This window comes from Enterobacter cloacae complex sp. IR5428 (genome assembly GCF_049238585.1).
Lineage (GTDB): Bacteria > Pseudomonadota > Gammaproteobacteria > Enterobacterales > Enterobacteriaceae > Enterobacter > Enterobacter intestinihominis.
Window position 1 is genome coordinate 74,389 of the sequence record NZ_JBMKHV010000011.1, and the last position, 25,454, is coordinate 99,842.

General features: G+C 58.9%; 23 protein-coding genes. 12 read left to right on the forward strand and 11 right to left on the reverse strand.

All coding sequences use genetic code 11. The features are described from left to right. Positions 1 to 166 precede the first annotated feature (166 nt). On the reverse strand, positions 167 to 1,666 hold the full coding sequence (locus tag ACOTXC_RS16560) for an MDR family MFS transporter (RefSeq protein ID WP_032626657.1): 1,500 nt from the start codon (positions 1,664 to 1,666) through the stop codon (positions 167 to 169). A 78-nt stretch (positions 1,667 to 1,744) separates the two neighbouring features. Here ACOTXC_RS16560 and ACOTXC_RS16565 point away from each other — a divergent pair, with 78 nt between their 5' ends. Further along, a complete protein-coding gene (locus ACOTXC_RS16565; protein ID WP_032622106.1) occupies positions 1,745 to 2,392 on the forward strand; it encodes a TetR/AcrR family transcriptional regulator in 648 nt (215 codons plus the stop codon). Here ACOTXC_RS16565 and ACOTXC_RS16570 read toward each other — a convergent pair. Continuing rightward, positions 2,389 to 2,808: a GNAT family N-acetyltransferase gene (locus ACOTXC_RS16570; protein WP_022646571.1), complete on the reverse strand. Its 420-nt coding sequence runs from the start codon at positions 2,806 to 2,808 to the stop codon at positions 2,389 to 2,391. The two genes, ACOTXC_RS16565 and ACOTXC_RS16570, sit on opposite strands and share 4 nt — an antisense overlap. Before the next feature lie 185 nt (positions 2,809 to 2,993). Between ACOTXC_RS16570 and ACOTXC_RS16575 the strand changes: the two genes are divergently transcribed. The 5 genes from ACOTXC_RS16575 to ACOTXC_RS16595 all read left to right on the forward strand — a co-directional run bounded on the left by ACOTXC_RS16575 (position 2,994) and on the right by ACOTXC_RS16595 (position 9,723). Then, entirely contained in the window at positions 2,994 to 3,563 is a 570-nt protein-coding gene (locus ACOTXC_RS16575; protein ID WP_022646570.1) for a TetR/AcrR family transcriptional regulator, read from the forward strand. A gap of 147 nt (positions 3,564 to 3,710) precedes the next feature. Further along, entirely contained in the window at positions 3,711 to 4,832 is a 1,122-nt protein-coding gene (locus ACOTXC_RS16580) for an efflux RND transporter periplasmic adaptor subunit (protein ID WP_421767847.1), read from the forward strand. Continuing rightward, a complete protein-coding gene (locus ACOTXC_RS16585) occupies positions 4,832 to 7,942 on the forward strand; it encodes an efflux RND transporter permease subunit (RefSeq protein WP_032626664.1) in 3,111 nt (1,036 codons plus the stop codon). Before ACOTXC_RS16580 ends, ACOTXC_RS16585 begins: the two co-directional genes overlap by 1 nt. Further along, the gene (locus tag ACOTXC_RS16590; protein ID WP_046621855.1) at positions 7,942 to 9,306 is read left to right on the forward strand and encodes an efflux transporter outer membrane subunit; all 1,365 of its coding nucleotides are present in this window, start codon (positions 7,942 to 7,944) and stop codon (positions 9,304 to 9,306) included. Before ACOTXC_RS16585 ends, ACOTXC_RS16590 begins: the two co-directional genes overlap by 1 nt. Positions 9,307 to 9,426: 120 nt before the next feature. After that, positions 9,427 to 9,723: a YicS family protein gene (locus ACOTXC_RS16595; RefSeq protein WP_126314398.1), complete on the forward strand. Its 297-nt coding sequence runs from the start codon at positions 9,427 to 9,429 to the stop codon at positions 9,721 to 9,723. Positions 9,724 to 9,773: 50 nt separating this feature from the next. Here ACOTXC_RS16595 and ACOTXC_RS16600 read toward each other — a convergent pair whose 3' ends face one another. Beyond that, a complete protein-coding gene (locus ACOTXC_RS16600) occupies positions 9,774 to 10,724 on the reverse strand; it encodes a LacI family DNA-binding transcriptional regulator (protein WP_022646566.1) in 951 nt (316 codons plus the stop codon). A 293-nt stretch (positions 10,725 to 11,017) separates the two neighbouring features. Between ACOTXC_RS16600 and ACOTXC_RS16605 the strand changes: the two genes are divergently transcribed. The 6 genes from ACOTXC_RS16605 (at position 11,018) to ACOTXC_RS16630 (ending at position 16,942) form a co-directional block, all read left to right on the forward strand. After that, complete coding sequence (locus ACOTXC_RS16605) at positions 11,018 to 11,332, forward strand: PTS sugar transporter subunit IIB (protein WP_003861034.1); 315 nt, start codon at positions 11,018 to 11,020, stop codon at positions 11,330 to 11,332. 11 nt (positions 11,333 to 11,343) lie between these two features. Next, the gene (locus tag ACOTXC_RS16610) at positions 11,344 to 12,669 is read left to right on the forward strand and encodes a PTS sugar transporter subunit IIC (RefSeq protein WP_063841687.1); all 1,326 of its coding nucleotides are present in this window, start codon (positions 11,344 to 11,346) and stop codon (positions 12,667 to 12,669) included. 17 nt (positions 12,670 to 12,686) lie between these two features. Continuing rightward, positions 12,687 to 14,063 carry a glycoside hydrolase family 1 protein gene (locus tag ACOTXC_RS16615; protein ID WP_063148195.1) on the forward strand — a complete coding sequence of 459 codons (1,377 nt, stop codon included), beginning with the start codon at positions 12,687 to 12,689 and terminating at the stop codon, positions 14,061 to 14,063. Between the two features lie 5 nt (positions 14,064 to 14,068). Next, on the forward strand, positions 14,069 to 14,371 hold the full coding sequence (locus ACOTXC_RS16620; protein ID WP_014168006.1) for a PTS lactose/cellobiose transporter subunit IIA: 303 nt from the start codon (positions 14,069 to 14,071) through the stop codon (positions 14,369 to 14,371). Positions 14,372 to 14,509: 138 nt separating this feature from the next. After that, positions 14,510 to 15,889: a carbohydrate porin gene (locus ACOTXC_RS16625; RefSeq protein WP_126314396.1), complete on the forward strand. Its 1,380-nt coding sequence runs from the start codon at positions 14,510 to 14,512 to the stop codon at positions 15,887 to 15,889. A gap of 147 nt (positions 15,890 to 16,036) precedes the next feature. Beyond that, entirely contained in the window at positions 16,037 to 16,942 is a 906-nt protein-coding gene (locus tag ACOTXC_RS16630; protein ID WP_023298973.1) for an EamA family transporter, read from the forward strand. Positions 16,943 to 17,054: 112 nt separating this feature from the next. Here the strand turns inward: ACOTXC_RS16630 and nepI are convergent, their stop codons facing one another. The 8 genes from nepI to ilvN all read right to left on the reverse strand — a co-directional run bounded on the left by nepI (position 17,055) and on the right by ilvN (position 25,451). After that, positions 17,055 to 18,245 carry a purine ribonucleoside efflux pump NepI gene (nepI, locus tag ACOTXC_RS16635; protein ID WP_336196606.1) on the reverse strand — a complete coding sequence of 397 codons (1,191 nt, stop codon included), beginning with the start codon at positions 18,243 to 18,245 and terminating at the stop codon, positions 17,055 to 17,057. A gap of 100 nt (positions 18,246 to 18,345) precedes the next feature. Next, positions 18,346 to 18,798 (reverse strand): DUF1198 domain-containing protein, encoded by a 453-nt coding sequence (locus tag ACOTXC_RS16640; RefSeq protein WP_421767848.1) that lies wholly within the window; start codon positions 18,796 to 18,798, stop codon positions 18,346 to 18,348. 151 nt (positions 18,799 to 18,949) lie between these two features. Then, complete coding sequence (locus ACOTXC_RS16645) at positions 18,950 to 19,954, reverse strand: alpha/beta fold hydrolase (protein ID WP_023298971.1); 1,005 nt, start codon at positions 19,952 to 19,954, stop codon at positions 18,950 to 18,952. A 161-nt stretch (positions 19,955 to 20,115) separates the two neighbouring features. Next, positions 20,116 to 21,507 carry a hexose-6-phosphate:phosphate antiporter gene (gene uhpT, locus ACOTXC_RS16650; protein WP_023298970.1) on the reverse strand — a complete coding sequence of 464 codons (1,392 nt, stop codon included), beginning with the start codon at positions 21,505 to 21,507 and terminating at the stop codon, positions 20,116 to 20,118. Positions 21,508 to 21,639: 132 nt separating this feature from the next. Further along, entirely contained in the window at positions 21,640 to 22,950 is a 1,311-nt protein-coding gene (locus ACOTXC_RS16655) for an MFS transporter (RefSeq protein ID WP_022646557.1), read from the reverse strand. Continuing rightward, entirely contained in the window at positions 22,943 to 24,448 is a 1,506-nt protein-coding gene (gene uhpB / locus ACOTXC_RS16660; protein WP_417647928.1) for a signal transduction histidine-protein kinase/phosphatase UhpB, read from the reverse strand. The genes ACOTXC_RS16655 and uhpB overlap by 8 nt, the downstream gene beginning before the upstream one ends. Beyond that, positions 24,445 to 25,038, reverse strand: coding sequence for a transcriptional regulator UhpA (uhpA, locus tag ACOTXC_RS16665; RefSeq protein WP_022646555.1), 594 nt, complete (start codon positions 25,036 to 25,038; stop codon positions 24,445 to 24,447). Before uhpA ends, uhpB begins: the two co-directional genes overlap by 4 nt. Before the next feature lie 125 nt (positions 25,039 to 25,163). Then, positions 25,164 to 25,451, reverse strand: coding sequence for an acetolactate synthase small subunit (ilvN, locus tag ACOTXC_RS16670; RefSeq protein ID WP_015570113.1), 288 nt, complete (start codon positions 25,449 to 25,451; stop codon positions 25,164 to 25,166). Positions 25,452 to 25,454: the final 3 nt, after the last annotated feature.

Here is a 25,454-nt window from a genome sequence, read left to right on the forward strand (position 1 = left end):
ACGAAAAGGAATCAGTAAGACGGTTAAGTTATATGCGGCCTGTTGCCGGGTGGCGCTGCGCTTACCCGGCCTACGTAACGGGGGAAGTGTAGGCCCGGTAAGCGTAGCGCCACCGGGCGATGGGCATCAGGCTACGGTAGTCCAGGCGCAAGCAGAACCGCTTCCCTCACGCCTGCCGACGCAGCGGCGCTTCGCGCAAAAACCACGACAGCACAAACGCCAGCACCATAATCCCCGCCGCCAGCATAAACACCGCATGGATAGCCGAGCCGAACGCATCCAGATAGTCCAGACGCAGGGCATCAGGCAGATGGTGAATGGCAACGGGATTTAGTTCGCGCGGCAGTTCCGCCCCTTCCGGCAGCCTGTCGATCAGCCCTGATTGCAGAATATGGGTGAACACCGCGCCAAACAGCGCAACGCCAATCGCCCCGCCAATGGAACGGAACAGCGTCACCCCAGAGGTCGCTACGCCGTATTGATCGGCTGACACGCTGTTCTGCACCGCCAGCACCAGCACCTGCATCACCAGTCCCAGCCCCATGCCCAGCACGCCGGTAAACAGGTACAGCTGCCAGGTTGGGGAGGTGATTGAAATGCGCGTCAGTAACGCCATCCCCACCACGCCGAGCAGCGTGCCGAGGATCGGGAACAGACGGTATTTCCCGGTGCGGCTGATGATGCGCCCGCTGATGATGGAGGTGAGCAACAGCCCGCCCATCAGGGGGATCAGCTGCAAACCGGCCTGCGTCGGCGTGGCGTCTTTTACCACCTGTAAATAGAGCGGCAGGAAAGTGACGGAGCCAAACAGCGACATGCCGATAATAAAACCGATCAGGCTACAGAGCAGAAAGCTGCGGTCGCGGAAGAGCGACAGCGGGATAATCGGCTCCCACGCCAGCCGCTCTTCGTAAATAAACCCGGCGATCCCCGTCAGGCCGAAGGCCAGAATGCACCACAGCTGCGGGTCGTTCCATTGGCGGATCGTACCGCCCTCGGTGGTAAACAGAATGATGCACAGCAGCGCCATGCTGAGGTAAATCGCCCCCAGGTAATCAATCTCATGCTTGCTGCGCCGCGCGCTGCCGTGGAATACCGCGCCAATCACCAGCAGCGCAAACAGCCCCAGCGGCAGGTTGATGTAGAAAATCCAGCGCCAGGATGCATGCTGAACGATAAACCCGCCGATCAGCGGGCCTATCACCGTCGCCAGGCCAAACACGCCGCCAAACAGACCCTGATAGCGACCCCGATCGGCAGGCGGGATCACGTCCGCCACGGCGGCCATGCTGATCACCATCAGGCCGCCGCCCCCCAGCCCTTGCAGGGCGCGCATCAGCACCAGCTGGGTCATGTTCTGCGCCAGGCCACACAGCGCAGAGCCCACCAGGAAAAGCACTATTGCGATTTGCAGGACGATTTTACGGCCAAACAGATCGCCGAATTTGCCATACAGCGGCACCACGATGGTCGAACTGAGGATATAAGCTGTCACCACCCAGGAGAGCTTATCCAGCCCGCCCAGCTCACCGACGATGGTCGGCAGCGCGGTGGAGACAATGGTCTGATCCAGCGCCGAGAGCAGCATCACCAGCAGGAGCGCGCTGAACAGCAGCTTAATCGACGGCGCCTTTTTCGCAGGTTGAGTCATTACGTCAGACTCCATAAGAGATCGCTTGAAATTAATTAATCGAATAATTAATATTCAGGTAAGTTATGGATAAGATCAAGAGACAGCGTGACCGTGCCAGCACTAAAAGACAATTCTGAACCCCGCCGTCCCGGACGTCCGCGCGGCGGCAAGCGCGTTACCGCCAGCCGCGAACAGCTGCTGGACATCGCCCTGAACCTCTTCTCCCGCCAGGGGATCGCCAATACGTCGTTGAACGCTATTGCCCGCGAAGCCGGCGTGACGCCCGCCATGCTGCACTACTACTTCAACTCCAGAGAACAGTTGCTGGATGCGATGATTGAGGAGCGCTTCCTGCCGTTACGCGAGCGGATCGGGGCGATTTTCGCCGACAACCGGGATTCGCCGGTGGATGCCCTGACGGAAATGGTCAGGGTGCTGGCCGAACTGGCGGAAAAGTATCGCTGGTTTGCCCCGCTGTGGATGCAGGAGGTGATCGGCGAGATGCCGGTACTGCGTACGCATTTGCAGGAGCGCTTTGGCGATGAGAAATATCACACCACGCTGGCAACCATCAAAGGCTGGCAGCAGGAAGGAAAGCTGAATCCGGCGCTGGCCCCCGAACTGCTGTTCACGACGCTGCTGAGCCTGGTGCTGGTGCCGTTCTCTCGCATGCGCAATGACGAGAGGCTTAATGCTCTCTCGCCGGAGATCGTTGTGCGCCACGTGTTAGCCGTGATCGGCAACGGGATCGGTGGTTAAAGATCCCTGGTCAGATAGTGTCTCTGCATTCCCTGATAAGGGTAATCCTGTAAGGACATCTGCACCTGATAACCCTGTTTTTCATAGAACGGACGCGCCTGGAAGCTGACCGTATCCACCAGCGCGTGACGGCACCCTTTGCGACGGGCCTCCTCTTCAGCCGTTTTGATCAGCTGGCTGCCGACGCCCGTTCCCCGCACCCTGTCGCTGACCCACAGAAAGTCGATATTCAGCCAGTCGCCTTTACGTACGCCGATTAACCCGCCCAGCATGACGCCGTTGTCGTCTCGCACATATACGCCAATATCGCCACTAAACGTCGCCAGATCTAAATACTGCGCGTTATAGGCTCTTAGCCCCGTTAATAATTCTTCTTTTTCTTCAGCCGTGACTTTATCTGTAATGCTCAGATGCATAAATCTCTCCTTATTTTCAGCGCAATCTGAATATCTCACAGCTTAACCTTCATAAAAACTCCTTATTTCCTCCATTGTTTAAACAAGGAAATATTCATTCAATATGTAAATAAAAAAAACCTTTCCAATAGGCTCCGAAAACGTATAATGAGAACGATCATTCTCACTTTTTACGGTAGCCGACGATGAGCACAAAGCTGGAAGAACGACAAAAACTACGGCAGGACGAAATCATCACCGCCGCGCGCCGCTGCTTTCGCGCCAGTGGATTTCACGCTGCCAGCATGTCGCAGATCGCCAGCGAAGCCAGGCTCAGCGTCGGACAAATCTATCGCTATTTCAGTAACAAAGACGCGATCATTGAAGAGATGATCCGGCGCATTATCGACTCACGTATTGAGGAGATGCAGGGCAAAACCCTGGTTGAAGGGATGCCGCAGGCGCTTGCCTGGCGCCAGACGCTTAACGAAGATGATGACGCGCTAATGCTCGAAATGTCCGCAGAGGCCACACGTAATCCGCTGGTGGCAAACATGCTGATCGAAGCCGAAGCCCGCATGTTCGCCAACGCCTGTGAGCACCTGAAAAAGCAGTTCCCCCACCTGAGCGATGAGCATATTCGCTGCTGCGTGGAGATTACCGCCGTGATGATCGAAGGCACGATTTACCGTCGACTCACGCCTTTAAAAGTACCGTCAGAACAATTAGAGCCCATATACCAGAATATTTTAAATATGCTTTTCTCTGCGAAGTAATCGCATGTGAATAATTAGCGGAAATAAGTAATTTCCCTTTTTTCATTTCTGGCTCTGCCAGAGATGCGGGATCGCTGTGCTTTTAATTAGCCCTCCTCCCTGTTAAGCGATTAACAGGGCAGGCTTCGTTCACCCTGGAAAAAGATTATGAAAACCATAACAACCTCCATCGCAGCATTACTCCTCCTGACAGGGTGCGATAATGCGCAAACATCTGCTCCCCAGCGTCCTCTTCCGGAAGTGGGGATTGTCACACTCATGAGCCAGCCGGTGTCCGTGGTCAGCGAGCTGACCGGCCGCACCGCCGCCGCGATGAGCGCCGAAGTGCGCCCTCAGGTGGGCGGCATTATTAAGAAACGGCTCTTCACCGAAGGCGATACGGTCAAGGCCGGGCAGGCGCTGTATCAGATCGATCCTTCCAGCTACCGCGCCGCTTATGATGAAGCTGCCGCCGCACTAAAACAGGCGCAGGCGCTGGTGCAGGCCGACTGCCAGAAAGCCCGGCGCTATGCGCAGCTGGTGAAGGACGACGGCGTATCACGTCAGGATGCGGAAGACGCGAAGTCCACCTGCGCGCAGGACAAGGCCAGCGTCGAGTCAAAGAAAGCCGCGCTGGAAAGTGCCCGCATTAACCTCAACTGGACCACCGTCACCGCGCCGATTGCCGGACGTATCGGCATCTCCTCTGTGACCCCCGGCGCGCTGGTGACCGCCCAGCAGGATACCGCGCTGGCCACTATTCGCGGGCTGGACAGTATGTACGTCGATTTAACCCGTTCCAGCGCCGATCTGCTGCGATTACGCAAGCAAACCCTCGCCAGCAACAGCGATACGCTGAACGTGTCGTTGATCCTCGAAGACGGCAGCAGCTACAGCGAAAAAGGCCATCTGGCGTTAACCGAAGTGGCGGTGGATGAGTCTACCGGCTCAGTCACCCTGCGCGCCGTCTTCCCGAACCCGCAGCATCAGCTTCTGCCGGGCATGTTCGTCCGCGCCCGAGTGGATGAAGGCATCATGAATGACGCGATCCTCGCGCCGCAGCAGGGCATCACTCGCGACGCCAAAGGTACCGCCACCGCGCTGGTGGTGAACGCCAGCAACAAGGTCGAGCAGCGTCAGCTGGAGACGGGCGACACCTACGGCGATAAATGGCTGGTGCTGAATGGCCTGAAGGCGGGCGATAAGCTGATTGTGGAAGGCACCGACAAAGTCACCGCCGGGCAGGAAGTGAAAGCTGAAGAGATGAAAACCAACGGAGGAAACGCCTGATGTTTTCCCGTTTCTTCGTGCGTCGCCCGGTCTTTGCCTGGGTTATCGCCATTCTCATCATGCTCGCCGGGATACTGGCGATCCGCACGCTGCCCGTTGCGCAGTACCCGGACGTTGCCCCGCCGTCGATCAAAATATCCGCCACCTACACCGGCGCCTCCGCACAAACGCTGGAGAACAGCGTGACGCAGGTGATCGAGCAGCAGCTCACCGGGCTGGATAACCTGCTCTACTTCACCTCCACCAGCAGCTCGGACGGTTCGGTGAGCATCAACGTCACGTTTGAACAGGGAACCGATCCGGACACCGCTCAGGTACAGGTGCAGAACAAAGTCCAGCAGGCGGAATCACGCCTGCCGACCGAGGTGCAGCAGTCCGGGATCACCGTCGAAAAATCCCAGAGCAACTTCCTGCTGATCATGGGCGTATATGATAAAACCGACACCGCCAGCAGCTCGGATATCGCCGACTGGCTGGTGAGTAATATGCAGGATCCGCTGGCGCGCGTGGATGGCGTCGGCAGCCTGCAGGTGTTCGGTGCAGAATACGCGATGCGCATCTGGCTCGACCCGGCGAAGCTGGCGTCGTACTCGCTGATGCCCTCCGACGTGCAGAGCGCGATTGAAGCGCAGAACGTGCAGGTCTCCGCCGGTAAAATCGGCGCGCTGCCCTCGTCGAACGCCCAACAGCTGACCGCCACCGTTCGCGCTCAGTCGCGTCTGCAAACGGTCGATGAGTTCAAAAAAATCATCGTCAAGAGCCAGTCCAACGGTGCGGTGGTGCGCATCAGCGACGTCGCGCGCGTGGAGATGGGCAGCGAAGATTACACCGCCACCGCGAAGCTGAACGGCCACCCGGCGGCGGGTATGGCGGTGATGCTCTCGCCGGGCGCCAACGCGCTTAACACCGCCACGGCGGTAAAAGACAAGATCGCCGAGTTCAAAAAGTCGATGCCGGAAGGCTACGACGTGGCCTACCCGAAAGACAGCACCGAGTTCATCAAGATCTCCGTTGAGGACGTGATTCAGACCCTGTTCGAAGCCATTATCCTCGTGGTGGTGGTGATGTACCTGTTTCTGCAAAACATCCGCGCGACGCTGATCCCGGCGCTGGCGGTGCCGGTGGTGCTGCTGGGCACCTTCGGCGTACTGGCGCTGTTCGGTTACTCCATCAACACCCTGACGCTGTTTGCCATGGTGCTGGCGATAGGACTTTTGGTGGATGACGCCATCGTGGTGGTGGAAAACGTCGAGCGTATTATGCGAGACGAAGGGCTGCCCGCCCGGGAAGCGACCGAAAAATCGATGGGCGAAATTTCCGGCGCGCTGATCGCCATTGCGCTGGTGCTCTCTGCGGTATTCCTGCCGATGGCCTTCTTCGGCGGCTCTACCGGGGTCATTTACCGTCAGTTCTCGGTCACCATTATTTCAGCGATGTTCCTCTCCGTGGTGGTGGCGCTGACCCTGACGCCCGCGCTGTGCGGCTCGATCCTGAATCACACCGCTCCGCACAAAAAGGGCTTCTTCGGCGCGTTTAACCGCTTCTACAGTAAGACCGAGCACGGCTATCAGAATAAGGTTCTGCGCGCCCTGCGCCGTTCCGGCGGCATGCTGGTGATCTTCGCCCTGCTCTGCGGCGCGATGGGGTTCGCCATGCTGAAACTGCCGGGCAGCTTCCTGCCAACCGAAGACCAGGGTGAAATCATGGTGCAGTACACCCTCCCTGCCGGTGCAACCGCGGTGCGTACCGCAGAGGTAAGCCGCCAGGTACGCGAGTGGTTCCTCACCAAAGAGAAAGCCAATACCGACGTGATCTTTACCGTCGAAGGTTTCAGCTTCAGCGGCAGCGGCCAGAACGCCGGGATGGCGTTCGTCTCCCTGAAAAACTGGTCAGAGCGTAAAGGCGAGGAAAACACCGCGCAGGCCATTGCCCTGCGCGCCACGCAGGAGCTGAGCGCCATCCGCGATGCCACCATCTTTGCGATGACACCGCCGGCAGTGGACGGTCTGGGCCAGAGCAACGGCTTTACCTTTGAGCTGATGGCGAGCGGCGGCACCGACCGCGACGCGCTGCTGAAACTGCGTAACCAGCTGATTGGCGAAGCGAATCAGGACAGCTCGCTGCACGCCGTGCGCGCCAACGATCTGCCGCAGATGCCGCAGCTTCAGGTGGATATCGATAACAACAAAGCCGTGTCGCTGGGGCTCTCCCTGAGCGACGTCACCGACACCCTGTCCAGCGCCTGGGGCGGCACCTACGTGAACGACTTCATTGACCGTGGCCGCGTGAAAAAGGTCTACATCCAGGGCGACAGCGACTATCGCGCGGTACCGTCGGATCTCAACAAATGGTATGTGCGCGGCAGCGACAGCACTATGACCCCATTCTCCGCCTTCGCCACCACCCGCTGGGAGTATGGCCCGGAAAGCCTGGTGCGCTACAACGGCTCGGCGGCGTATGAAATTCAGGGCGAGAACGCCAGCGGCGCCAGCTCCGGTACGGCGATGAGCAAAATGGAGCAGTTGGCGAATAACCTGCCGTCCGGCAGCACCTGGGCGTGGAGCGGTTTGTCGTTGCAGGAAAAACTGGCGAGCGGTCAGGCGATGAGCCTTTATGCCCTCTCCATCCTCGTGGTGTTCCTGTGCCTGGCGGCACTGTATGAGAGCTGGTCGGTGCCCATTTCGGTGATCCTCGTGATCCCGCTTGGGGTGCTGGGCGCGGCCATTGCCGCCTCCCTGCGCGGCCTGAGCAACGATGTCTATTTCCAGGTGGCGCTGCTGACCACCATCGGTCTGTCGTCGAAGAACGCCATTCTGATTGTCGAGTTTGCCGAAGCCAAAGTGGCCGAAGGCTACTCCCTGACGCGCGCCGCCCTGCGGGCCGCCCAGACGCGTCTGCGTCCGATCATCATGACCTCGCTGGCGTTTATCGCAGGCGTGACGCCGCTGGCGATTGCCACCGGCGCGGGGGCCAACAGCCGCGTGGCGATCGGCACCGGCATTATCGGCGGGACGCTGGCCGCGACGCTGCTGGCGATCTTCTTCGTTCCTTTATTCTTTGTACTGGTGAAACGTCTGTTCTCCGGTAAGCACGCAAACCGGAGGTCATAATGTTTCGTGTAACTGTTTTAGCGTTAGCACTGCTGAGCGCAGGCTGTGTGTCATTAGATCCCACGTATCAGCGCCCGGACGCACCCGTTCCGGCCACACTGCCCGGCGCGCACGGCGAAGCCAGCGCCGTGGTGAGCCAGTGGCAGCAGGTGATGAATGATGCGCGGCTGAAAAGCGTGGTGACGATGGCGCTCAACAGCAACCGCGACGTGCAAAAAGCGATTGCGGATATCGACGCCGCCCGTGCCCAGTATGGCGAAACGCGCTCGTCCCTGTTCCCGACGGTGGACGCGGAACTGAGCCACACCCGCAGCCGCACGCTGGCGAGCGGCGTCGCGACGAGCGACGAAGCCAACGGCACGGTCTCCAGCTTCGAACTGGATCTATTTGGCCGCAACCAGAGCCTGTCGCGCGCCGCGCGTGAAACCTGGCTTGCCAGCGAGTTCACCGCGCAGAACACGCGCCTGACGATGGTCAGCGAGCTGACCACGGCCTGGGTGACGCTGGCGGCGGATAACAGCAATCTGGCGCTGGCGAAATCCACCCTGGAGAGCGCCGCGAACTCGCTCAAAATCGTTAAACGTCAGCAGGAAGTAGGTGTGGCAGCGGCCACGGACGTCAGTGAAGCGATGGCGGTTTACCAGCAGGCGCGCGCCAGCGTGGCGAGCTACCAGACGCTGGTGATGCAGGACAAAAACGCCCTTAACCTGCTGGCGGGCGATACGGTGCCCGCGAACCTGCTGCCCGGCACGCTGGAGAGCCTGAGCGATAACGCCATCACGCTGATCCCGGCGGGCGTCAGCTCCAGCGCGCTGCTGCGTCGCCCGGACATTCAGGAGGCGGAACATAACCTGCTGAGCGCTAACGCCAACATCGGCGCGGCACGCGCCAACTTCTTCCCGACCATTTCACTGACCGCCAGCGCGGGCGTCGGCAGCGATTCGCTGTCATCCCTGTTCAGCCACGGCATGAAGGTCTGGTCGTTCGCGCCGTCCATCACCCTGCCGCTGTTTAGCGGGGGCAACAATATGGCGCAGCTGCGCTATGCGGAAGCGGAGAAAAAAGGGTTAATTGCGACCTATGAGAAGACCATCCAGAGCGCGTTTAAGGACGTGGCCGACGCGCTGGCGCGGCGCGAAACGTTGAGCGAACAGCTTGATGCCCAGCGTGAATACGTGGCGGCGGAGCAAAAAACGCTGGATGTGGCGACGCGCAGTTACAAGGCTGGCGCGGGCGATTATCTGACGGTGCTCACCGCGCAGCGATCGCTGTGGTCAGCACAGGAATCACTGATTGCCTTGCAGCAAACCGACCTGGAAAACCGCATCACGCTGTGGCAATCGCTGGGTGGAGGGGTTCAGTAACGGCCTGAGAGGGCGATTCTCATACCAGGTGAAAAGTAAATTCATACTTTCGGCTGGAATCGCCTGCCTGAATGTAACGATACATTTCAGAGAAAGCCTGTGACTTTACCGGAGGTCTCAATGAAATCTGCACACCTGGTTTGCCTGCTCGTTTGCCTGATTTTCGCTGCGTTTGTTCACGCGCTGGAGAAGAGCGCTCCGGAGAAAGAGGCCCAGATAAAACAGCAGGTCCTGAAAGATGTGAAGAAAACCTGTACCCCGCAGAAAAAGCAGAGCGATAAGGCCTGGCAGGCGATGATTTTGTCGTCTGAGGCCAATCGGCTGCTGATCAAAAATGCCATCACCGCCGTGAAGCGTGACAACCTGGACGCCTACTGGGATGCAGTAAGTCAGGTGGATTGTATGGAAGATTACTGAGGGTTGAGCGCCGGGTGGCGGCTGCGCCTTACCCGGCCTACATCACATGTTTAACGCTTCCGCACATCCGGAATAATCAAATCCCCGCGCAGCACGTACGACCCCAGCATCTGCGTTTTCGCCGTCAGCCAGCTCACGATGCGCGCCGCCATGGCGTCCATGGAATACTCAATGGCCGGGATCACCGGAATACCCGGAAGATGCAGCGAACCGCCGAGGCTGAAGACCATGATGTCTTCCGGTACCGATTTATTAAACGCCTGTAACTGCGGGATCACCCGCTGGGCTTCCTGCTCGTCTGCCACCAGCAGCGCGTTGAAGTTCAGCGTGGACGCGTTGTTGAGTAATTCCTGAAGCGCAACGGACGATGAAGTCGCGTCCATAAACACGAGGTTGCGATTAAAGGGCAGGAAGTTTTTCTCCAGCGCATGTTTGTAACCCAGCAGCACCTGATCGGCAAAGCCGCTGCCGTGCGGGTGGATCAGTGCTATCTGGCGACGCCCCTGGCTGGTGAGATAGTTGCAGGCCGTTTCAGCCGCGAACGCGTGATCGAACTGAATGCTGTTGGCGTTATCGGCTTCCATACAGTCGACCAGAATGACGTTGTCCATGTCCACGTCTAGCGGGAAACGCGCGCCAATCACCAGAATGTCATCACATAAGCCGCAGGAGAGTTCTTCAAGGGCGTTCATCACTTCTGTTTTCGTGTGTGCGAAACGCAGCAGCAGATGTTTTTGATGCTGGCTGAGGTGTTTTTCCAGCGCGTACAGGTAACCGGTGGTCTGGTTAATGTTCTCCTGCGCGCAAATCACCCCAATGCAGCCCGTCGACTGGCTGAGCAGCGACTGGGCGATCACGTTCGGACGATAGTTCAGCTCATCCACCGCTCTCAGAACAGCCTGTCGGCTGGCTTCTTTAACGCCACGCGACCCGCTCAACACCCGTGATACCGTGGCTTTGGACACCCCGGCCAGACGCGATACATCGTTGATTGTAGACATCTCTCTCCCCTGTCAGACGCAACTGGCGTCTGTAATTTCCATCACCGCTACGGCTCACATTATAGCCAGGACGGAGTATATCCGTTTCCGTTTTCCATGGAAACCGATTTTCCGTTTCCACTCAATTTGATGTCAAAACAGCCAAATTATGTGACCCACATCCGGTTAATTAGCGTCATAAGTAGTGGATATTGATGGTTGTCACACTTCTGTCTTTTATGAATGGAAACCGGTTTCCGTATCATGTCCAATCATCATCGCAATAACTTTTTACATTTTGAGGATGGTCGTCGATGTTCAAGATTATGCTGTGCTGCTCTGCCGGGATGTCCACCAGCCTGCTGGTCAGCAAAATGATCGATGTAGCAAAAGAACGGGGCTTGCCCGTGAAGATAGATGCGTATGGCGTATCCGAATTTGATACGCAGTTTCCGCACTATCAGGTGGTGCTTCTCGGACCGCAAGTGAAATACATGTTAAAGACACTCTCAGACAAGGCAGCGACGCAAGGCATACCGGTGCAGCCCATCGACATGATGGATTACGGCATGCAGCGTGGCGATAAAGTACTGGACTATGCTCTGTCGCTCATCGAAGCGGCACACTAAAAGGTGTTCACATGAGTTCGTTATATCAATCCATGGTCGCGGTGATTGAACAGTCAATTACGCCGCTGGCCGCGAAGCTCGGTCAGCAAAAGTATGTGATTGCCATCCGCGACGGCTTTACCGCCGCGCTGCCGTTTATGATCATCGGCTCGTTTATGCTGGTGTTTATCTTCCCGCCGTTTTCGGCGGATACCACCAACAGCTTCGCCCGCGGCTGGCTGGATTTCTCCGAGACCTACCGCGAACAGCTGATGCTGCCCTTTAACCTCAGCATGGGCGTGATGACCTTCTTCATCTCGGTGGGGATTGGGGCGAGCCTGGGACGTCAGTTTAACCTCGATCCGGTGATGTCCGGTCTGCTGGCCTTTATGGCCTTCCTGCTGGTCGCCGCGCCGTATGCCGACGGCAAAATTTCGACGCAGTATCTGTCGGGTCAGGGCATCTTCACTGCGCTTATCACCGCGATCTACTCCACCCGTGTGTACGCGTGGCTGAAGCAGAACAACGTCACCATCCGCCTGCCGAAAGAGGTGCCGACCGGCGTGGCGCGTTCGTTTGAGATCCTGATCCCGGTGATGGTGGTGATTGGTACCCTGCATCCGCTGAACCTGTTCATTGAAGCGCAGACCGGGATGATCATCCCGCAGGCGATTATGCACCTGCTGGAGCCGCTGGTGTCCGCGTCTGACTCGCTGCCCGCGATTCTGCTCTCCGTTCTGCTGTGCCAGATCTTCTGGTTTGCCGGTATCCACGGGTCGCTGATTGTCACCGGCATCATGAACCCGTTCTGGATGGCGAACCTCTCTGCAAACCAGGCGGCGCTGGCGGCGGGCGCGGCGCTGCCGCACGTTTATCTGCAAGGTTTCTGGGATCACTACCTGCTGATTGGCGGCGTAGGCTCGACCCTGCCGCTGGCGTTCCTGCTGCTGCGCAGCCGCGCCACTCACCTGCGCACCATCGGCAAAATGGGCGTTGTGCCAAGCTTCTTTAACATCAACGAACCGATTCTGTTCGGCGCGCCGATCATCATGAACCCGATGCTGTTTATCCCGTTCGTGTTTGTTCCGCTGGTCAATGCCTGCCTGGCGTACGGCGCAACCAAACTCGGCTGGCTGGCCCAGGTGGTTTCGTTAACCCCGTGGACCACGCCCGCGCCGATTGGCGCCTCGTGGGCGGCGAACTGGGCGCTGAGCCCGGTGGTGATGTGCCTGGTCTGCATGGTGATGTCGGCGCTGATGTACCTGCCGTTCCTGCGCGCCTATGAGCGTACGCTCATCAAAAATGAAGAGCAGAAAGCCCAGGCAACCGTCGGCTCCGCTGAAACAGTTAGCAATTAAGTCAAAGAGGAAGGGTCATGAAATACGCATTTCCCGATAACTTCTGGTGGGGCAGCGCAAGCTCCGCTCTCCAGACGGAAGGGACACGAGAGGGTGAAACCACGTGGGACTACTGGTTTGCCCGCGAGCCGAACCGTTTTCACAACGGCGTGGGACCGCAGCACACCTCCACGTTTTATCAGCACTGGAAAACGGACATTCAGCTGTTGAAGCAGCTGAACCACAACAGCTTTCGCACCTCGATTAGCTGGGCGCGCCTGATCCCCGACGGTATCGGTGAAGTGAACCCGGACGCGGTCGATTTTTATAATCAGGTCATTGATGAGCTGAATGAACAGGGCATCACGCCGTTTATCACCCTGTTCCATTTCGACATGCCGATGGCGATGCAGGAGATAGGCGGCTGGGAAAACCGTGACGTAGTGGACGCCTACGCCCGCTATGCGCAGATCTGCTTCGAGCTGTTTGGCGACCGCGTGCTGCACTGGTTTACCTTCAACGAGCCGATCGTGCCGGTGGAAGGCGGTTATCTGTACGATTTCCATTACCCGAACGTGGTGGATTTTCGTCGGGCGGCGACCGTGGCGTATCACACGGTGCTGGCCCATGCGAAGGCCGTTCAGGCTTACCGCGCCGGGCATTACGCGGGGGAGATCGGCATCGTGCTGAACCTGACGCCGTCATACCCGCGTTCGCAGAACCCGGCGGACGTGAAGGCGGCGCATATCGCGGATCTGATGTTTAACCGCAGCTTCCTCGACCCGGTGCTGCGCGGGGAGTATCCGGCCGACCTGGTGGCATTGCTGAAATCTTACGATCAGCTACCCGCCTGCAAGCCGGAAGACGGTTTCCTGATTGCGGAAGGGAAAATCGACCTGCTCGGCGTTAACTACTATCAACCGCGCCGCGTGAAGTGTCGCGACAGCGCGGTGAACCCGCAGGCGCCGTTTATGCCGGAGTGGTTCTTTGATAGCTACGAGATGCCGGGCCGCAAGATGAATCCGTACCGCGGCTGGGAAATTTACGAGCCGGGTATTTACGATATTCTGGTTAACCTGCGCGACAATTACGGCAACCCCCGCTGTTTTATTTCTGAAAACGGGATGGGTGTCGAAAACGAGCAGCGCTTTATTGAAAACGGTCAGATAAACGATCGGTACCGCATCGAATTTATTTCTGAGCATTTAGCGTGGCTGCATAAAGGTATTAGCGAAGGCTGCAATTGCCTTGGCTACCATATGTGGACGTTTATTGATAACTGGTCGTGGTGCAATGCCTATAAAAACCGCTACGGTTTTATTCAGCTCGATTTGGAGACGCAGCAGCGCACCATTAAAAAAAGCGGAGAGTGGTTTGCCGCTACCGCCTTAAATAATTGCTTTGATAAAGAGTAAAAATGATGATCGCATTAGAAGAAGCCGTAATGGAAATTATCGTCAACGCCGGTCAGTCCCGCAGCCTGTGCTTCGAAGCGCTGCATGCGGCGCGCCAGGGCAACCTTGACGAAGCCAAAAGCCTGCTGCGTGAAGCCGATGGCTACGCGCGCCAGGCACACAAGATGCAGACCAAACTGATCGAGCAGGACGCGGGCGAAGCCCGCCAGCCGATGACCTTAATTATGGTGCACGCGCAGGATCATTTAATGAATTCGCTATTAGCGCGTGAATTATCTGAAGAGATTATTCATTTATATCAGAGATAGTCTATGGCGAAATAAATTAATGTAATACCTCTGTACCTAAAACTAGAAATCCACTTGTTCTGATGATAGCGACATATTCTGTCAGATCGGAGCGGGATGGTTATTGTCTGAATAAAATTAAACTATATTGAGATAACCATGAATACGATTAAAAAACTTCCATTAACCATGGCGGTTATCGCCGCGCTTTGTCCAATTTCCGTGCTCGCGCAAGAATTTACGCAGGAGCAAATTGACGCCATTGTGGCGAAAGCGGTGGATAAAGCCCTGGCCGAGCGTCAGGCGAAAATGGATGCGGCGGTCGCGAAAAAAGCGGACGTCATCACCGAGCCGCAGAGCGCAGCGCAATCCCCGGACATGGCGATTCCGTTTGGCATCAAATTTACCGGCTACGCCCGCTACGGCGCGCACTTCCAGGCCGCTGACCAGAAGTATGTGGCGGTGGACGGCTCCTACAACGGCGCGTCCGCGATTGGTCGTCTGGGTAACGAAGGCAACGGCGGGGAATTCCAGCTCTCCAAGGCCTTCAAGGGTGATAACGGCGCCATCTGGGACATCAACGTGATGATCGACCACTGGGGCGACGAAGTTAACCTCAAAAAAGCTTACGCCGGGGTGACCAACATTATGGCCTCCAACCCGAACGCCTACTTCTGGGCCGGTCGTGACTTCCACCAGCGTCCGCAGCAGGGCATCAACGATTACTTCTGGATGAACCACGATGGCCAGGGCGCCGGGGTGAAGAACTTCGACATCGGCGGCATGCAGTTCGACGTGGCTGCCGTGGCGGCGGTGGAATCCTGTAGCCCGGAAGTGATGGAAGATGAAGCCAACCCGTCGCGCATCACCTGTACCGGCGGCTCCGGCACGGGTGACAAGGGCAACTACGCTGCCACCTCAAAAATCCACGGCATGAAGCTCGGCCCGATCGACCTGGAGCTGTACGCCAACTACGGTTTTGACTCCAAAGCCGTTGAGAGCGACGAGCGTCTGAACGCCTGGCAGGGCGGCGTGGTGCTGAGCCACACCAACGATAGCGGCGTGAACAAGGTGATCGCCCGCTACTCCGATAATTCGGACAACAGCGTGTTCAACAAAACCGAAGATCTGACCACGGTCTACGCCAGCTTCGAAGGGCTGTATAAATTCACCCAGGCCACGCAGGTGGAGTACATCCTCGCCTTCCACGACTATGACAACAGCCGTGATGACACCGACAACCGTAAGAACTACAACGCCATCGTGCGCCCGATGCACTGGTGGAACGACGTTCACTCCACCTGGCTGGAAGCGGGCTGGCAGCACGTAGATTACGACAACGGCGGCGACAACAAGGGCTGGAAGCTGACCCTGTCGCAGAACATGTCTATCGCCATGGGGCCGGAGTTCCGTCCGATGCTGCGCTTCTACGTGACCGGCGGCAAAGTGGACAACGAACGCACCGCGCGCGTGAACAACACCAAAGATGAGACGCTGGACGACTTCAACGTCGGCGCGATGTGGGAGGCGTGGTTCTAAGGTCAACAACATGCCGGGTGGCGCTACGCTTACCCGGCCTACGGTTTTCCCCCTCTCCCCGTGGGAGAGGGCCGGGGTGAGGGCATCAGGCCGCACACAACCATGCTATGCTGTTGGCCAATTAACGACAACATAACAGGGGAGAACATGGGTTCCACACGCAAAGGGATGCTCAACGTCCTGATCGCCGCCGTTTTATGGGGCAGTTCCGGGGTTTGCGCGCAGTACATCATGGAGAAAAGCCACATTTCTTCACCTTACCTGACCATGGTTCGCCTGCTGTTTACCGGCGTGATCCTGCTGACGCTCTCCTTCGTTCACGGCGACAAGATTTTCTCGGTCATCAAAAACCGCAAGGACGCCCTCAGCCTGCTGTTTTTCTCACTGGTTGGCGCGCTCACCGTGCAGCTCACCTTCCTGCTGACGATTGAAAAATCCAACGCCGCTACGGCCACCGTGCTTCAGTTCCTGTCGCCAACCATCATCGTGGCGTGGTTCGCCCTGGCGCGGAAGAAGCGTCCCGGCATGTTTGTCCTGTCGGCGATTTTGACATCGCTTGTGGGTACCTTCCTGCTGGTGACCCACGGCGACCCGACGTCGCTCTCCATCTCGCCTGCCGCACTGTTCTTCGGTATCGCCTCGGCGTTTGCTGCGGCGTTTTACACCACCTATCCATCAACGCTTATCGCCCGCTACGGCACGCTGCCGATTGTCGGCTGGAGTATGTTGATTGCGGGACTAATGCTGACGCCGTTCTACGCCGGACGCGGCACCACCTTCGCCATTGACGGCGGCCTGCTGCTGGCGTTTTTCTACCTGGTGGTGATTGGCACCGCGCTGACGTTCAGCCTGTATCTGAAGGGCGCGCAGATGATCGGCGGGCCGAAGGCAAGCATTTTGAGCTGCGCCGAACCCCTGAGCAGCGCGCTGCTGTCGGTGGTTTTGCTGGGGGTGGCATTCACCCTGCCGGACTGGCTGGGAACGCTGCTGATTGTGTCGTCGGTGGTGTTGATTTCGATGGATTCACGCAGAAGGGTTAAGGCATCGGCGTAAGCGAATGTCCCCTCACCCCGGCCCTCTACCCAAAGGGGCGAGGGTGAAAAGACAGCACCGAGCAGTCCCCTCTCCCCTATGGGGAGAGGGTTAGGGTGAGGGGGAAAATTGACTACTTCGCCTTAACCTTCCCCGCCACCAGCAGCGCGGTCAGCAGCATCAGCGTACCGGAGATCACCAGCGGTGACGTCAGCCCCAGATGGTCGAGCGCTACGCCGCCCACCGCCGCGCCGCAGGTGTTCGCCAGCTGGATCACCGCCACCTGAATCGACCCGGCTTTTTCCGCCTGATCGGCAAGCGAGCGGGTGATCCACGTCGACCAGCCCACCGGCACCAGCGCAAAGGCAAAGCCCCAGACAATCGCAATCGCCGATGCGACCCACTTGTCGCTGCCCCACAGCACCAGCACCGCGGCACTGATCGCCAGCACCAGCGGCGCACCCGCCAGCGCCACCTTCAGGGAGCGCTTCAGGAACTGAGACGACAGTGAGGTGCCGACGAAGCTGGCGATACCGAAGCTCAGCAGCACCAGCGTCAGGCCATCCACGTCAAAGCCCGCCATGGTCATATACACCGGGCGAATATAGGTAAAGAAGGCAAACTGCCCGGCAAAGGCCATGAAGATGGCGGTCATCCCCGCCAGCACGCCCGGACGCTTGAGCAGCGCGAACATGTTCTGTTTGTGGTGCGCCGCTTCACCCGGCAGAGACGGTAGCGCTTTCCACACCCAGATAATGCACAGCACGCCCATCACTGCCGCCGCGTTAAAGACGTTACGCCAGCCGATAATCCCACCAAGGAAGCTGCCCAGCGGCGCGGCAATCACCAGCGCAATAGAGACCGCGCCGAAGATAACGGACAGCGCTTTTGGCACGGTGCGCGCGGGCACCAGGCGCATGGTCAGCGAGGCCGACATCGCCCAGAAGCCGCCTAACCCCAGCCCCAGGCAGGCGCGACCCAGCAGCAGCAGGGTGAAGCTTTCAGCGAAAGAGACCAGCAGGCAGGAGAGCGTCAGCAGCACGCTGAACAGGATGACCACTTTACGACGGTCAATGGTGCCAATCGCCTGGGTGATAAACAGGCTGGCGAACATCGCCACAAAGGCGGTGACGGTAACGGACTGCCCCGCCACGCCTTCGGAAATGCCCAGATCCTGCGCCATCGGCGTCAGCAGGCTGACCGGCAGAAACTCAACGGTGATCAGGCAGGCGACGCAGAACGCCACGGAGAAAACCGCCGACCAGTTGGGGCGAGACACCTCTTTGGCCTGCGGCGGAGTCGTGGGCTGGATATATTCTGTCATGGCATCACCTGAGATAAAAACGTGCGGAAAAGTCGCGCAGTTTATCATCAAAAGTGTGACGGATTTAACGATTTGACAACTTTTGTGGTTTTAGAGGGGATCAGTGCAGATAAAACACACCTTCTTCCGGCAGAAATAGCTGGTTATAGCGCAGCTGGAAGGCGTTCAGCTCCTGCGGATCGGGCTCCATTTCGCGCATAAAGCCAAGTGCCAGTCGAATTTGCGCATCGGTAATGGGTGCGGCAAGGCGGGCTTTGCGCAGCATGCGGTGCCAGGTATGCAGGTTTTCTTCGCTGCCGTCGACAATGCAGACCTGCCAGATGAGCAGCACCTGCGCCGCATTTTGCAGATGTGCCTCGTCGGGGCGCTCAAGGTAGCGGATAAACTCATTGCCCGGCGTTTTACCGAACTGATCGATCATCGACTCGACTGGCATCGGGGTGATGCCCAGCCGCTCGCTTAAACGTTTGATGGCGCAGCGGGAGTCTGAGGTCAGGACACGAAATCCAACCACAAATACCACGGCAAGCGTTGCCAGCATTATCCAGACCATGCGTTCTCCTTAGACTAGCCGCCCATCATAGCGGGAAACGCAGCGCGTCAACAGCGGGAACGGCCAGAATAGTGAACCGAAAAAAGCTGGATAATTGCGATGAAAGCAATCCCGCGCAGGCGTGGCTGCGCGGGCTGTTGCTGGAGACCCGTCAGCGCGCCTGAAGCCCTTTCAGCAGCGCGTCGTGGAAACGTTCAGGATCCTGCATCTGCGGCGCGTGGCCCATGTCGTTAAACTCGACCAGCGTCGCGTGCGGAATGCGCTTCGCCGTCTCTTTGCCCAGCACCGCGTAATTGCCGAGCGTCTTGCGGATCTCCGGTGGGGCGAGATCTTTCCCGATGGCAGTGTTGTCCTTCGTGCCGATCATCAATAATACCGGCATCTTCAGCTCGCTAAATTCATAGACAACCGGCTGGGTATAAATCATGTCGTAGAGCAGCGCCGAGTTCCACGCCACGCGCGCTTTACCCGGCCCGTTGTTCAGCCCGGCGAGCATGGTGACCCAGCGCTCGTACTCCGGCTTCCACTCCCCGGCGTAGTAGGTGTTTTTCTCGTACTGACGAATACCGTCGGCGCTGACTTTCAGCTCGCGCTGGTACCACTGGTCGACCGTAATATGCGGCACGCCGCGCGCTTTCCAGTCTTCCAGACCAATCGGGTTCACCATCACCAGCTGCTCCACCTGCTGCGGCCACATCAACGCATAGCGGGTTGCCAGCATGCCGCCGGTCGAATGTCCTATAACCGTCACGCGCTCGACGCCCAGCGTTTTCAGCAGCGCGTGGGTGTTATCCGCCAGCTGCTGGAAGGTGTACTGGTAATGTTCCGGCTTGGTGGATTTACAAAAACCAATCTGGTCAGGGGCGATCACGCGATAACCACCGGCCGACAGCGCGCGGATAGTGCCGTCCCAGGTGCCAGCGCAGAAGTTTTTGCCGTGCATCAGCACCACGGTGCGGCCGTTGGGTTTTTCCGGTTTCACGTCCAGGTAAGCCATATCCAGAGGCTGGTTCTGCGAGGTAAAGGTAAAGTGTTTTACCGGCCAGCCGTAGTCAAAACCTTCCAGCTTCTCGCCGTAGGTGGGGGCATCCGCGGCCATTGCGGGGGACGCCAGCGCCATCAGCAGCGCCAGGCAGGACAATCGTCGGGTTAACATGCAAGCTCTCCGTTAGCAAAAGGGCTAAGGCTGCACGAAAGGCGGCAGCAAAAACACTGTAGAGCATAGAGAGGAGCGAGTGTGTAAAGCGGAGTAAAGGTAGGCCGTGCAAAATAAAAAAGCCCGGCATCACACACCGGGCAAAGAAGTTACCTGCACACTCAGGCTACTTTTAATTTCTGCGCACGATTCTCACGGCGGATCTTACGCTCTTCCAGCACCGCAACCATCGCCATCAGGACGATACAGCCAATCGCGGCGGCATCCAGCGCGGCGAAGGTGCCCGCCCAGCCGGTAAGGCCGAAAATCGGCGTGCCGTCGGCGATCATCCCCAGACCCAGCTTGGCGAAGCTGTCGCCGATCAGGTAGGCGAAGGTGCCCTTAATCCCATCGGCGGCGCCGATCGCTTTTTTCGGGACGAAGCCCACTGCCGCCACACCGATCAGTAATTGCGGACCAAACACCAGGAAGCCGAGCGCGAACAGGGACGCCAGGTAAATGTACTGGTTGCTGGCGTGCTGGTAAACGCCAAGGGTGGCGATAATCAGCGCCAGCGCGACGCAGGCCACCAGCGCGCGGCGGCCATTGGCGAGGTCGGAGAGCCATCCCCACAGCAGCGTGCCGACCAGCGCGCCCACTTCAAACAGGGTGAAGCCCTGAATCGCCACTTCTTTAGAAAGCTTCAGCTCCTGGAAGGCATACACGGTGGACCACTGGTCGATACCAATGCGCACCACGTACAGGAAGATGTTCGAGAAACAGAGCAGCCAAATCACTTTGTTTTTCAGCACGTACTCAACAAAGATCTGCCATTTGGACATCTCGTTTTCTTCGGTCTCTTTGTCCTCTTCGCTGATCTCTTCCCCGAACAGCTCTTCGGCTTTGCCGAGGCCGTACGATTCCGGGGAATCGCTGCCGTAGCGCAGGCCGATAAAGCCAACAATCAGGGCAATAATCGACGGGAAGATAAACATGCCGATGACGTGACCGTCGAACAGGTAGTTCGCGCCGAACAGCGCCACGCCTGCCGCACCCGCTCCGCCGAGGTTGTGGGAGATGTTCCACATGCCGAGGTACGACCCCCGCTTGCGGCGCGGCGTCCATTTGGTGATGGTGGAGTAGCTGCACGACCCGCCGGTGCTCTGGAAGAAACCGCTCAGGGCGTAAAAGGCGATCATCAGGAACAGGCTGACGGAGCCCGCGCCCATGCTGGCGCTGAAGCCGAGCATACAGATGGCAGAGAGGATCAGCATAAACGGCAGGAACTGCTTGGTGTTTTTGCCGTCCGCATAGTAGGAAACAACGGTTTTCCCCACGCCATAGGTGATGGAGAAGCCCAGGCCAATCATCCCCAACTGCGTCATGCTCAGCCCGTAGGTGGAGATCATGTCGTTCTGCGCGATGTTAAAGTTTTTGCGGATCAGGTACATAGTCAGGTAGCCGATGAAGACCACCAGATAGGACTGCATGAACGGTTTGAACCACATTTTGCGCCGCACGTCGAGCGGCAGATCCAGGGTCGGCTTGCGCACCTGATTTAAGAAGGCCAGCATGACTGAGTTACTCCTAAGCTGATTTTTGCAGCATTGTAAAAACCAGCCAGGAGAGATGCCTGAGACAGCGTCCAGGTGAAACCGGGAAAATTTCTTAGTTTTACGCGACTCGACAGCAAAAGGTGAGGCGCGTCACGCTTCGCGCGGTGCCTGCGCGTGCAAAAACGGCAGCAACAGCAGGGCGGAGATGCCCGCCGCGATGGCGATCACCGCGAAGAACCCGCTCCAGTGCCAGATGTCGATCACCCGCGCCAGCGGCCAGCCGGAGAGCGATGCGCCGAGGTAGGCAAACAGCCCGACAAAGCCCGTCGCCGCGCCTGCCGCCTCTTTGTGGGAGCACTCTGCCGCCGCCATGCCGATCAGCATCTGCGGGCCAAAGACGAAAAAACCGATGGTGAAGAAGCACGCCGCCTGCATCACGTAGCTGGCGAACGGCATCAGCCACAGCGAGCCGACGGAGAGCAAAATTCCGGCGGCGAAAATCAGGTTCATCGGCCCGCGGTTGCCGTTGAAAAGCTTGTCCGAGCCCCAGCCCGCCACCAGCGCGCCGATAAACCCGCCCAGTTCAAACATGGTCACCGCCGAGTTGGCGGTCACCAGATCCACACCGAGCGTCTCGGACATGTACAGGTTGCCCCAGTCGTTGATGGCCGCACGCACCACGTAGACCAGCACGTAGCAGAGCGACAGCAGCCAAATGTAGGGGTTTTTCAGCACGTATTTGGTGAGGATCTGCTGGCGGGACAGCCCGGCCCCCTCCTGCTGCTGGGCGATCTCCATCTCGTCGTGCCGCCAGTCGCCCACCGGTGGAAGGCCGACGGTTTGCGGCCTGTCGCGCAGGCGCCAGCAGAGGAACAGCCCGGCGACAATCGCGAGGCTACCGGCAATCATCATCCCCGCACGCCAGCCGTAGTGCAGCGCGGCAGCCCCCACCACCATCGGGATCAGCGCCCCGCCGACGTTATGCGCGGTATTCCATATCGCCCACCAGCCGCCGCGCTCGTTGCGTGAGTACCAGGCGGTCAGCAGGCGGGCGCAGACCGGCGCGCCCCAGCCCTGGAAGAAGGCGTTCAGCGCCCACAGCAGGGCGAAGGCCCAGAGCGAGGTGGAGAAGCCAAACAGGATGTTCACCACGCCGGTGGCGATCAGCCCAACGCCCATGAAATAGCGCGCATTGGAGCGGTCGCTGACGATGCCGGAGAAGAACTTCGACAGACCGTAGGTGATGTAAAACAGCGTCGCCAGCAGGCCGATATCGGTGCGCGCCATCACGCCGCTGGCGAGGATCTCCGGCGCGGCGGCGTTGAAGCTTTTGCGGGTGAAGTAGAACAGCGCGTAGCCGAGCCAGATAGTGACCAGGATATGACGTCGCCAGTAGCGATAGCGGGCGTCGATTTCCGCTTTGTTGCCTAGCGGGGCGGCGCTGGCCGGGGTTTTAAACATGGTGCGTCCTTAACGGCAAACTGACGCTGACGCGCGTCCCGTGGGTGCAGGAGATCGTCAGCGTGCCGCCCAGCGCCTTCACGCGCTCGCGCATCCCCGCCAGGCCAAAGCCCTGCTGGCCGGAGCCCGGCGGCAGGCCGCAGCCGTCGTCTTCAATCACCAGCATCAGGCGCTCGTCCTGCTGCCAGCCCTGGATCGTGACCGCGCTGGCACTGGCGTGTTTGACGATGTTGTTCAGCCCCTCCTGACAGACGCGGAACAGCGTCACGCGCTGACCTTCGCTCAGGGTAGCTTCATTGATGCGCCAGTCGAGATGGCTGACTATCCCGCGGCTTTCCAGCTCCATCTCGCGCATCAGGGAGCGTATCGCCTGCTCGAGGGAGAGATCGTCAAGCTGGCGCGGGCGCAGCCGCCCTAACAGGCGGCGAACAGAGTCATAGACACCCAGCGAAAGCTGTTCGATATGCGCCCCGCCCTGCTTCACGCCCGCGTTTTCTGCCGCCAGGCGCTGGACAATGCCCGCCTGGGTGCGGATGGCAGTGATGGTCTGGCCGATGTCATCGTGCAGCTCGCGGGCAACCTCCTGGCGCACGCTCTCTTCCGTCTCCAGCAGACGCTCCGCCAGACGGCGATTGCGCGCCAGCTCGGCTTGCAGAGACTGGTTCAGCTCGCGCAGGCGCTGGATGCCCGCCCCCAGCAGCAGCCCGGTCAGGCTCTGGGCCAGCAGGGAAAGCAGCAGATCTACCGGATGATCGTGCCAGGTCTGGCTGGCGATCAGCGCGATGGCGTTCATTAGGGTCGCGATCAGCGCCCCCTGCCAGCCGTAGTGCCAGGCGAGGGCGATGATCGGCAGCGCCAGACAAAACGGCGTAAAGCGTGATAATTCAGCGGGGAGACCAAGCTGGAGCCACAGGCTCACCACAAACAGCAGCAGATACCAGATCAGGTGCCGGGCGCGCCAGTTCACCGGCTGGGAGACCAGCGCCGGGCCGAGCGGCTGCCAGACGGTGCTGGTAAGGTAATGCCAGAAAACCAGGCAGGTCGGGGCCAGCGTCAGGCCGCCGGTGAGGGTCAGCAGCAGGGCGTTGAGCACCTCCTTTTCGCCCACCCACGGCAGGGACTGCAACAGCGCGGCGGCAATCAGCGCCGCCCCCTGACGCAGCAGCGTGCGCCAGTCGCGCTGGTGACGGTAGCGGGAAATCAGGGCGACCGGGATAAGCGTGAGCAGGCTTCCGGTCATCAATAAAGGCAGATGCGCCAGCGCCACTTCCTGCGCCAGCCAGATCAGCATCAGCCACTCTGCACCGAGCAAAACGGGCCAGTATCCGCGCGGGCACTGAAGCATCAGTCCCAGACGCAGGCCAAAGGGGAACAGCAGCACCGCCAGCTCCGGGCGTTCCACCAGATGCAGGCTGATGCTCCACAGGCAGAACCATGCGGCGGAGAAGATAAAAAAGCTGGCGACGACGGCGATCAGCCGTGAAAAAACGGGACTCATTGCCAGCTGTCAAACATACGGCGCGCCAGCTCGACATCGTTACTGACGTTGAGTTTTTCCATCAGGTTGGCGCGATGAACATGCACGGTTTTCGGGGACAGATCCAGCTCCGCGGCAATCTCTTTCACCGACATGCCCTGGGCAAGTTTCTCTGCCACCTGACGCTCGCGTCTGGTGAGCGGATCCTGCCGTCCCGCCGCCAGCTTGATGGCGATATCCGGCGTCAGGTAGCAGCCGCCGGTGGAGACGGTGCGCACGGCGGCAATCAGCTCGTCGGGGCTACAGCGTTTAGAGAGGAAGCCGCGCGCGCCCGCGTTGAGCGCCTGCTCGACCAGCGCCGGGCTGTCGTGGACGGAGAGCATAATGGTCGCCATCCCTTTCGGCAGCTGGCTTAACAGCTCCAGCCCGGAGAGATCCGGCATTGAGATGTCGCAGATACAGACCTGCACCCCGCGTCCCGGCAGGCCCGCCAGCGCCTCGCGACCGGAGCCAAACTCGGCCACGACCTGAAAATCCGGTTCGAGGTTTAAAAGCTGGGCAAAGCCGGAGCGGACGATAAGGTGGTCGTCGATAAGGGCGATGGTGGTCATGGTTTGATCCTGATGCGTGAACACGCCGGATGGCGGCGTAAACGCCTTATCCGGCCTACGTGTAACGTCCTTGCAGGCTGGATAGGCGCAGCGCCATCCGGCAAAAGCCTTTTACCTTAAGTGATTTACTCGAAAAACACCGCAATTTTGTTAAACATGGTGGGATCGGACTGGTTGCGTGCCACTTTGGTGACATCTTCCAGCTTGTCGATCTGCGCCATCATCTGCTCCAGACGCTGGTCGTCGTTCACCAGTAGCCAGATGCGGCTGTGCTCGCTGCCCTGAATCGGCAGGCACAGAATGCCTTCCACGTTAAACGCACGTCGGGCAAACAGCCCGCAGACGTGGGTCATGACGCCAGGGTGGTTGCGGACGGTGAGTTCCAGAATGACATTATCACATTGTTTCTGCATGGC

Excerpts from the sequence above, each read along its gene's own strand:
- ACOTXC_RS16625 (WP_126314396.1), top strand. The coding sequence starts at position 14,510 with ATGAATACGATTAAAAAACTTCCATTAACCATGGCGGTTATCGCCGCG.
- ACOTXC_RS16595 (WP_126314398.1), top strand. The coding sequence starts at position 9,427 with ATGAAATCTGCACACCTGGTTTGCCTGCTCGTTTGCCTGATTTTCGCT.
- uhpB (WP_417647928.1), bottom strand. The coding sequence starts at position 24,448 with ATGAGTCCCGTTTTTTCACGGCTGATCGCCGTCGTCGCCAGCTTTTTT.
- ACOTXC_RS16620 (WP_014168006.1), top strand. The coding sequence starts at position 14,069 with ATGATCGCATTAGAAGAAGCCGTAATGGAAATTATCGTCAACGCCGGT.
- ACOTXC_RS16575 (WP_022646570.1), top strand. The coding sequence starts at position 2,994 with ATGAGCACAAAGCTGGAAGAACGACAAAAACTACGGCAGGACGAAATC.
- uhpT (WP_023298970.1), bottom strand. The coding sequence starts at position 21,507 with ATGCTGGCCTTCTTAAATCAGGTGCGCAAGCCGACCCTGGATCTGCCG.
- ACOTXC_RS16570 (WP_022646571.1), bottom strand. The coding sequence starts at position 2,808 with ATGCATCTGAGCATTACAGATAAAGTCACGGCTGAAGAAAAAGAAGAA.
- ACOTXC_RS16580 (WP_421767847.1), top strand. The coding sequence starts at position 3,711 with ATGAAAACCATAACAACCTCCATCGCAGCATTACTCCTCCTGACAGGG.
- ACOTXC_RS16630 (WP_023298973.1), top strand. The coding sequence starts at position 16,037 with ATGGGTTCCACACGCAAAGGGATGCTCAACGTCCTGATCGCCGCCGTT.
- ACOTXC_RS16600 (WP_022646566.1), bottom strand. The coding sequence starts at position 10,724 with ATGTCTACAATCAACGATGTATCGCGTCTGGCCGGGGTGTCCAAAGCC.
- uhpA (WP_022646555.1), bottom strand. The coding sequence starts at position 25,038 with ATGACCACCATCGCCCTTATCGACGACCACCTTATCGTCCGCTCCGGC.
- ilvN (WP_015570113.1), bottom strand. The coding sequence starts at position 25,451 with ATGCAGAAACAATGTGATAATGTCATTCTGGAACTCACCGTCCGCAAC.
- ACOTXC_RS16640 (WP_421767848.1), bottom strand. The coding sequence starts at position 18,798 with ATGGTCTGGATAATGCTGGCAACGCTTGCCGTGGTATTTGTGGTTGGA.
- ACOTXC_RS16585 (WP_032626664.1), top strand. The coding sequence starts at position 4,832 with ATGTTTTCCCGTTTCTTCGTGCGTCGCCCGGTCTTTGCCTGGGTTATC.
- ACOTXC_RS16560 (WP_032626657.1), bottom strand. The coding sequence starts at position 1,666 with ATGGAGTCTGACGTAATGACTCAACCTGCGAAAAAGGCGCCGTCGATT.
- ACOTXC_RS16655 (WP_022646557.1), bottom strand. The coding sequence starts at position 22,950 with ATGTTTAAAACCCCGGCCAGCGCCGCCCCGCTAGGCAACAAAGCGGAA.
- ACOTXC_RS16645 (WP_023298971.1), bottom strand. The coding sequence starts at position 19,954 with ATGTTAACCCGACGATTGTCCTGCCTGGCGCTGCTGATGGCGCTGGCG.
- ACOTXC_RS16615 (WP_063148195.1), top strand. The coding sequence starts at position 12,687 with ATGAAATACGCATTTCCCGATAACTTCTGGTGGGGCAGCGCAAGCTCC.
- ACOTXC_RS16590 (WP_046621855.1), top strand. The coding sequence starts at position 7,942 with ATGTTTCGTGTAACTGTTTTAGCGTTAGCACTGCTGAGCGCAGGCTGT.
- ACOTXC_RS16605 (WP_003861034.1), top strand. The coding sequence starts at position 11,018 with ATGTTCAAGATTATGCTGTGCTGCTCTGCCGGGATGTCCACCAGCCTG.
- nepI (WP_336196606.1), bottom strand. The coding sequence starts at position 18,245 with ATGACAGAATATATCCAGCCCACGACTCCGCCGCAGGCCAAAGAGGTG.
- ACOTXC_RS16610 (WP_063841687.1), top strand. The coding sequence starts at position 11,344 with ATGAGTTCGTTATATCAATCCATGGTCGCGGTGATTGAACAGTCAATT.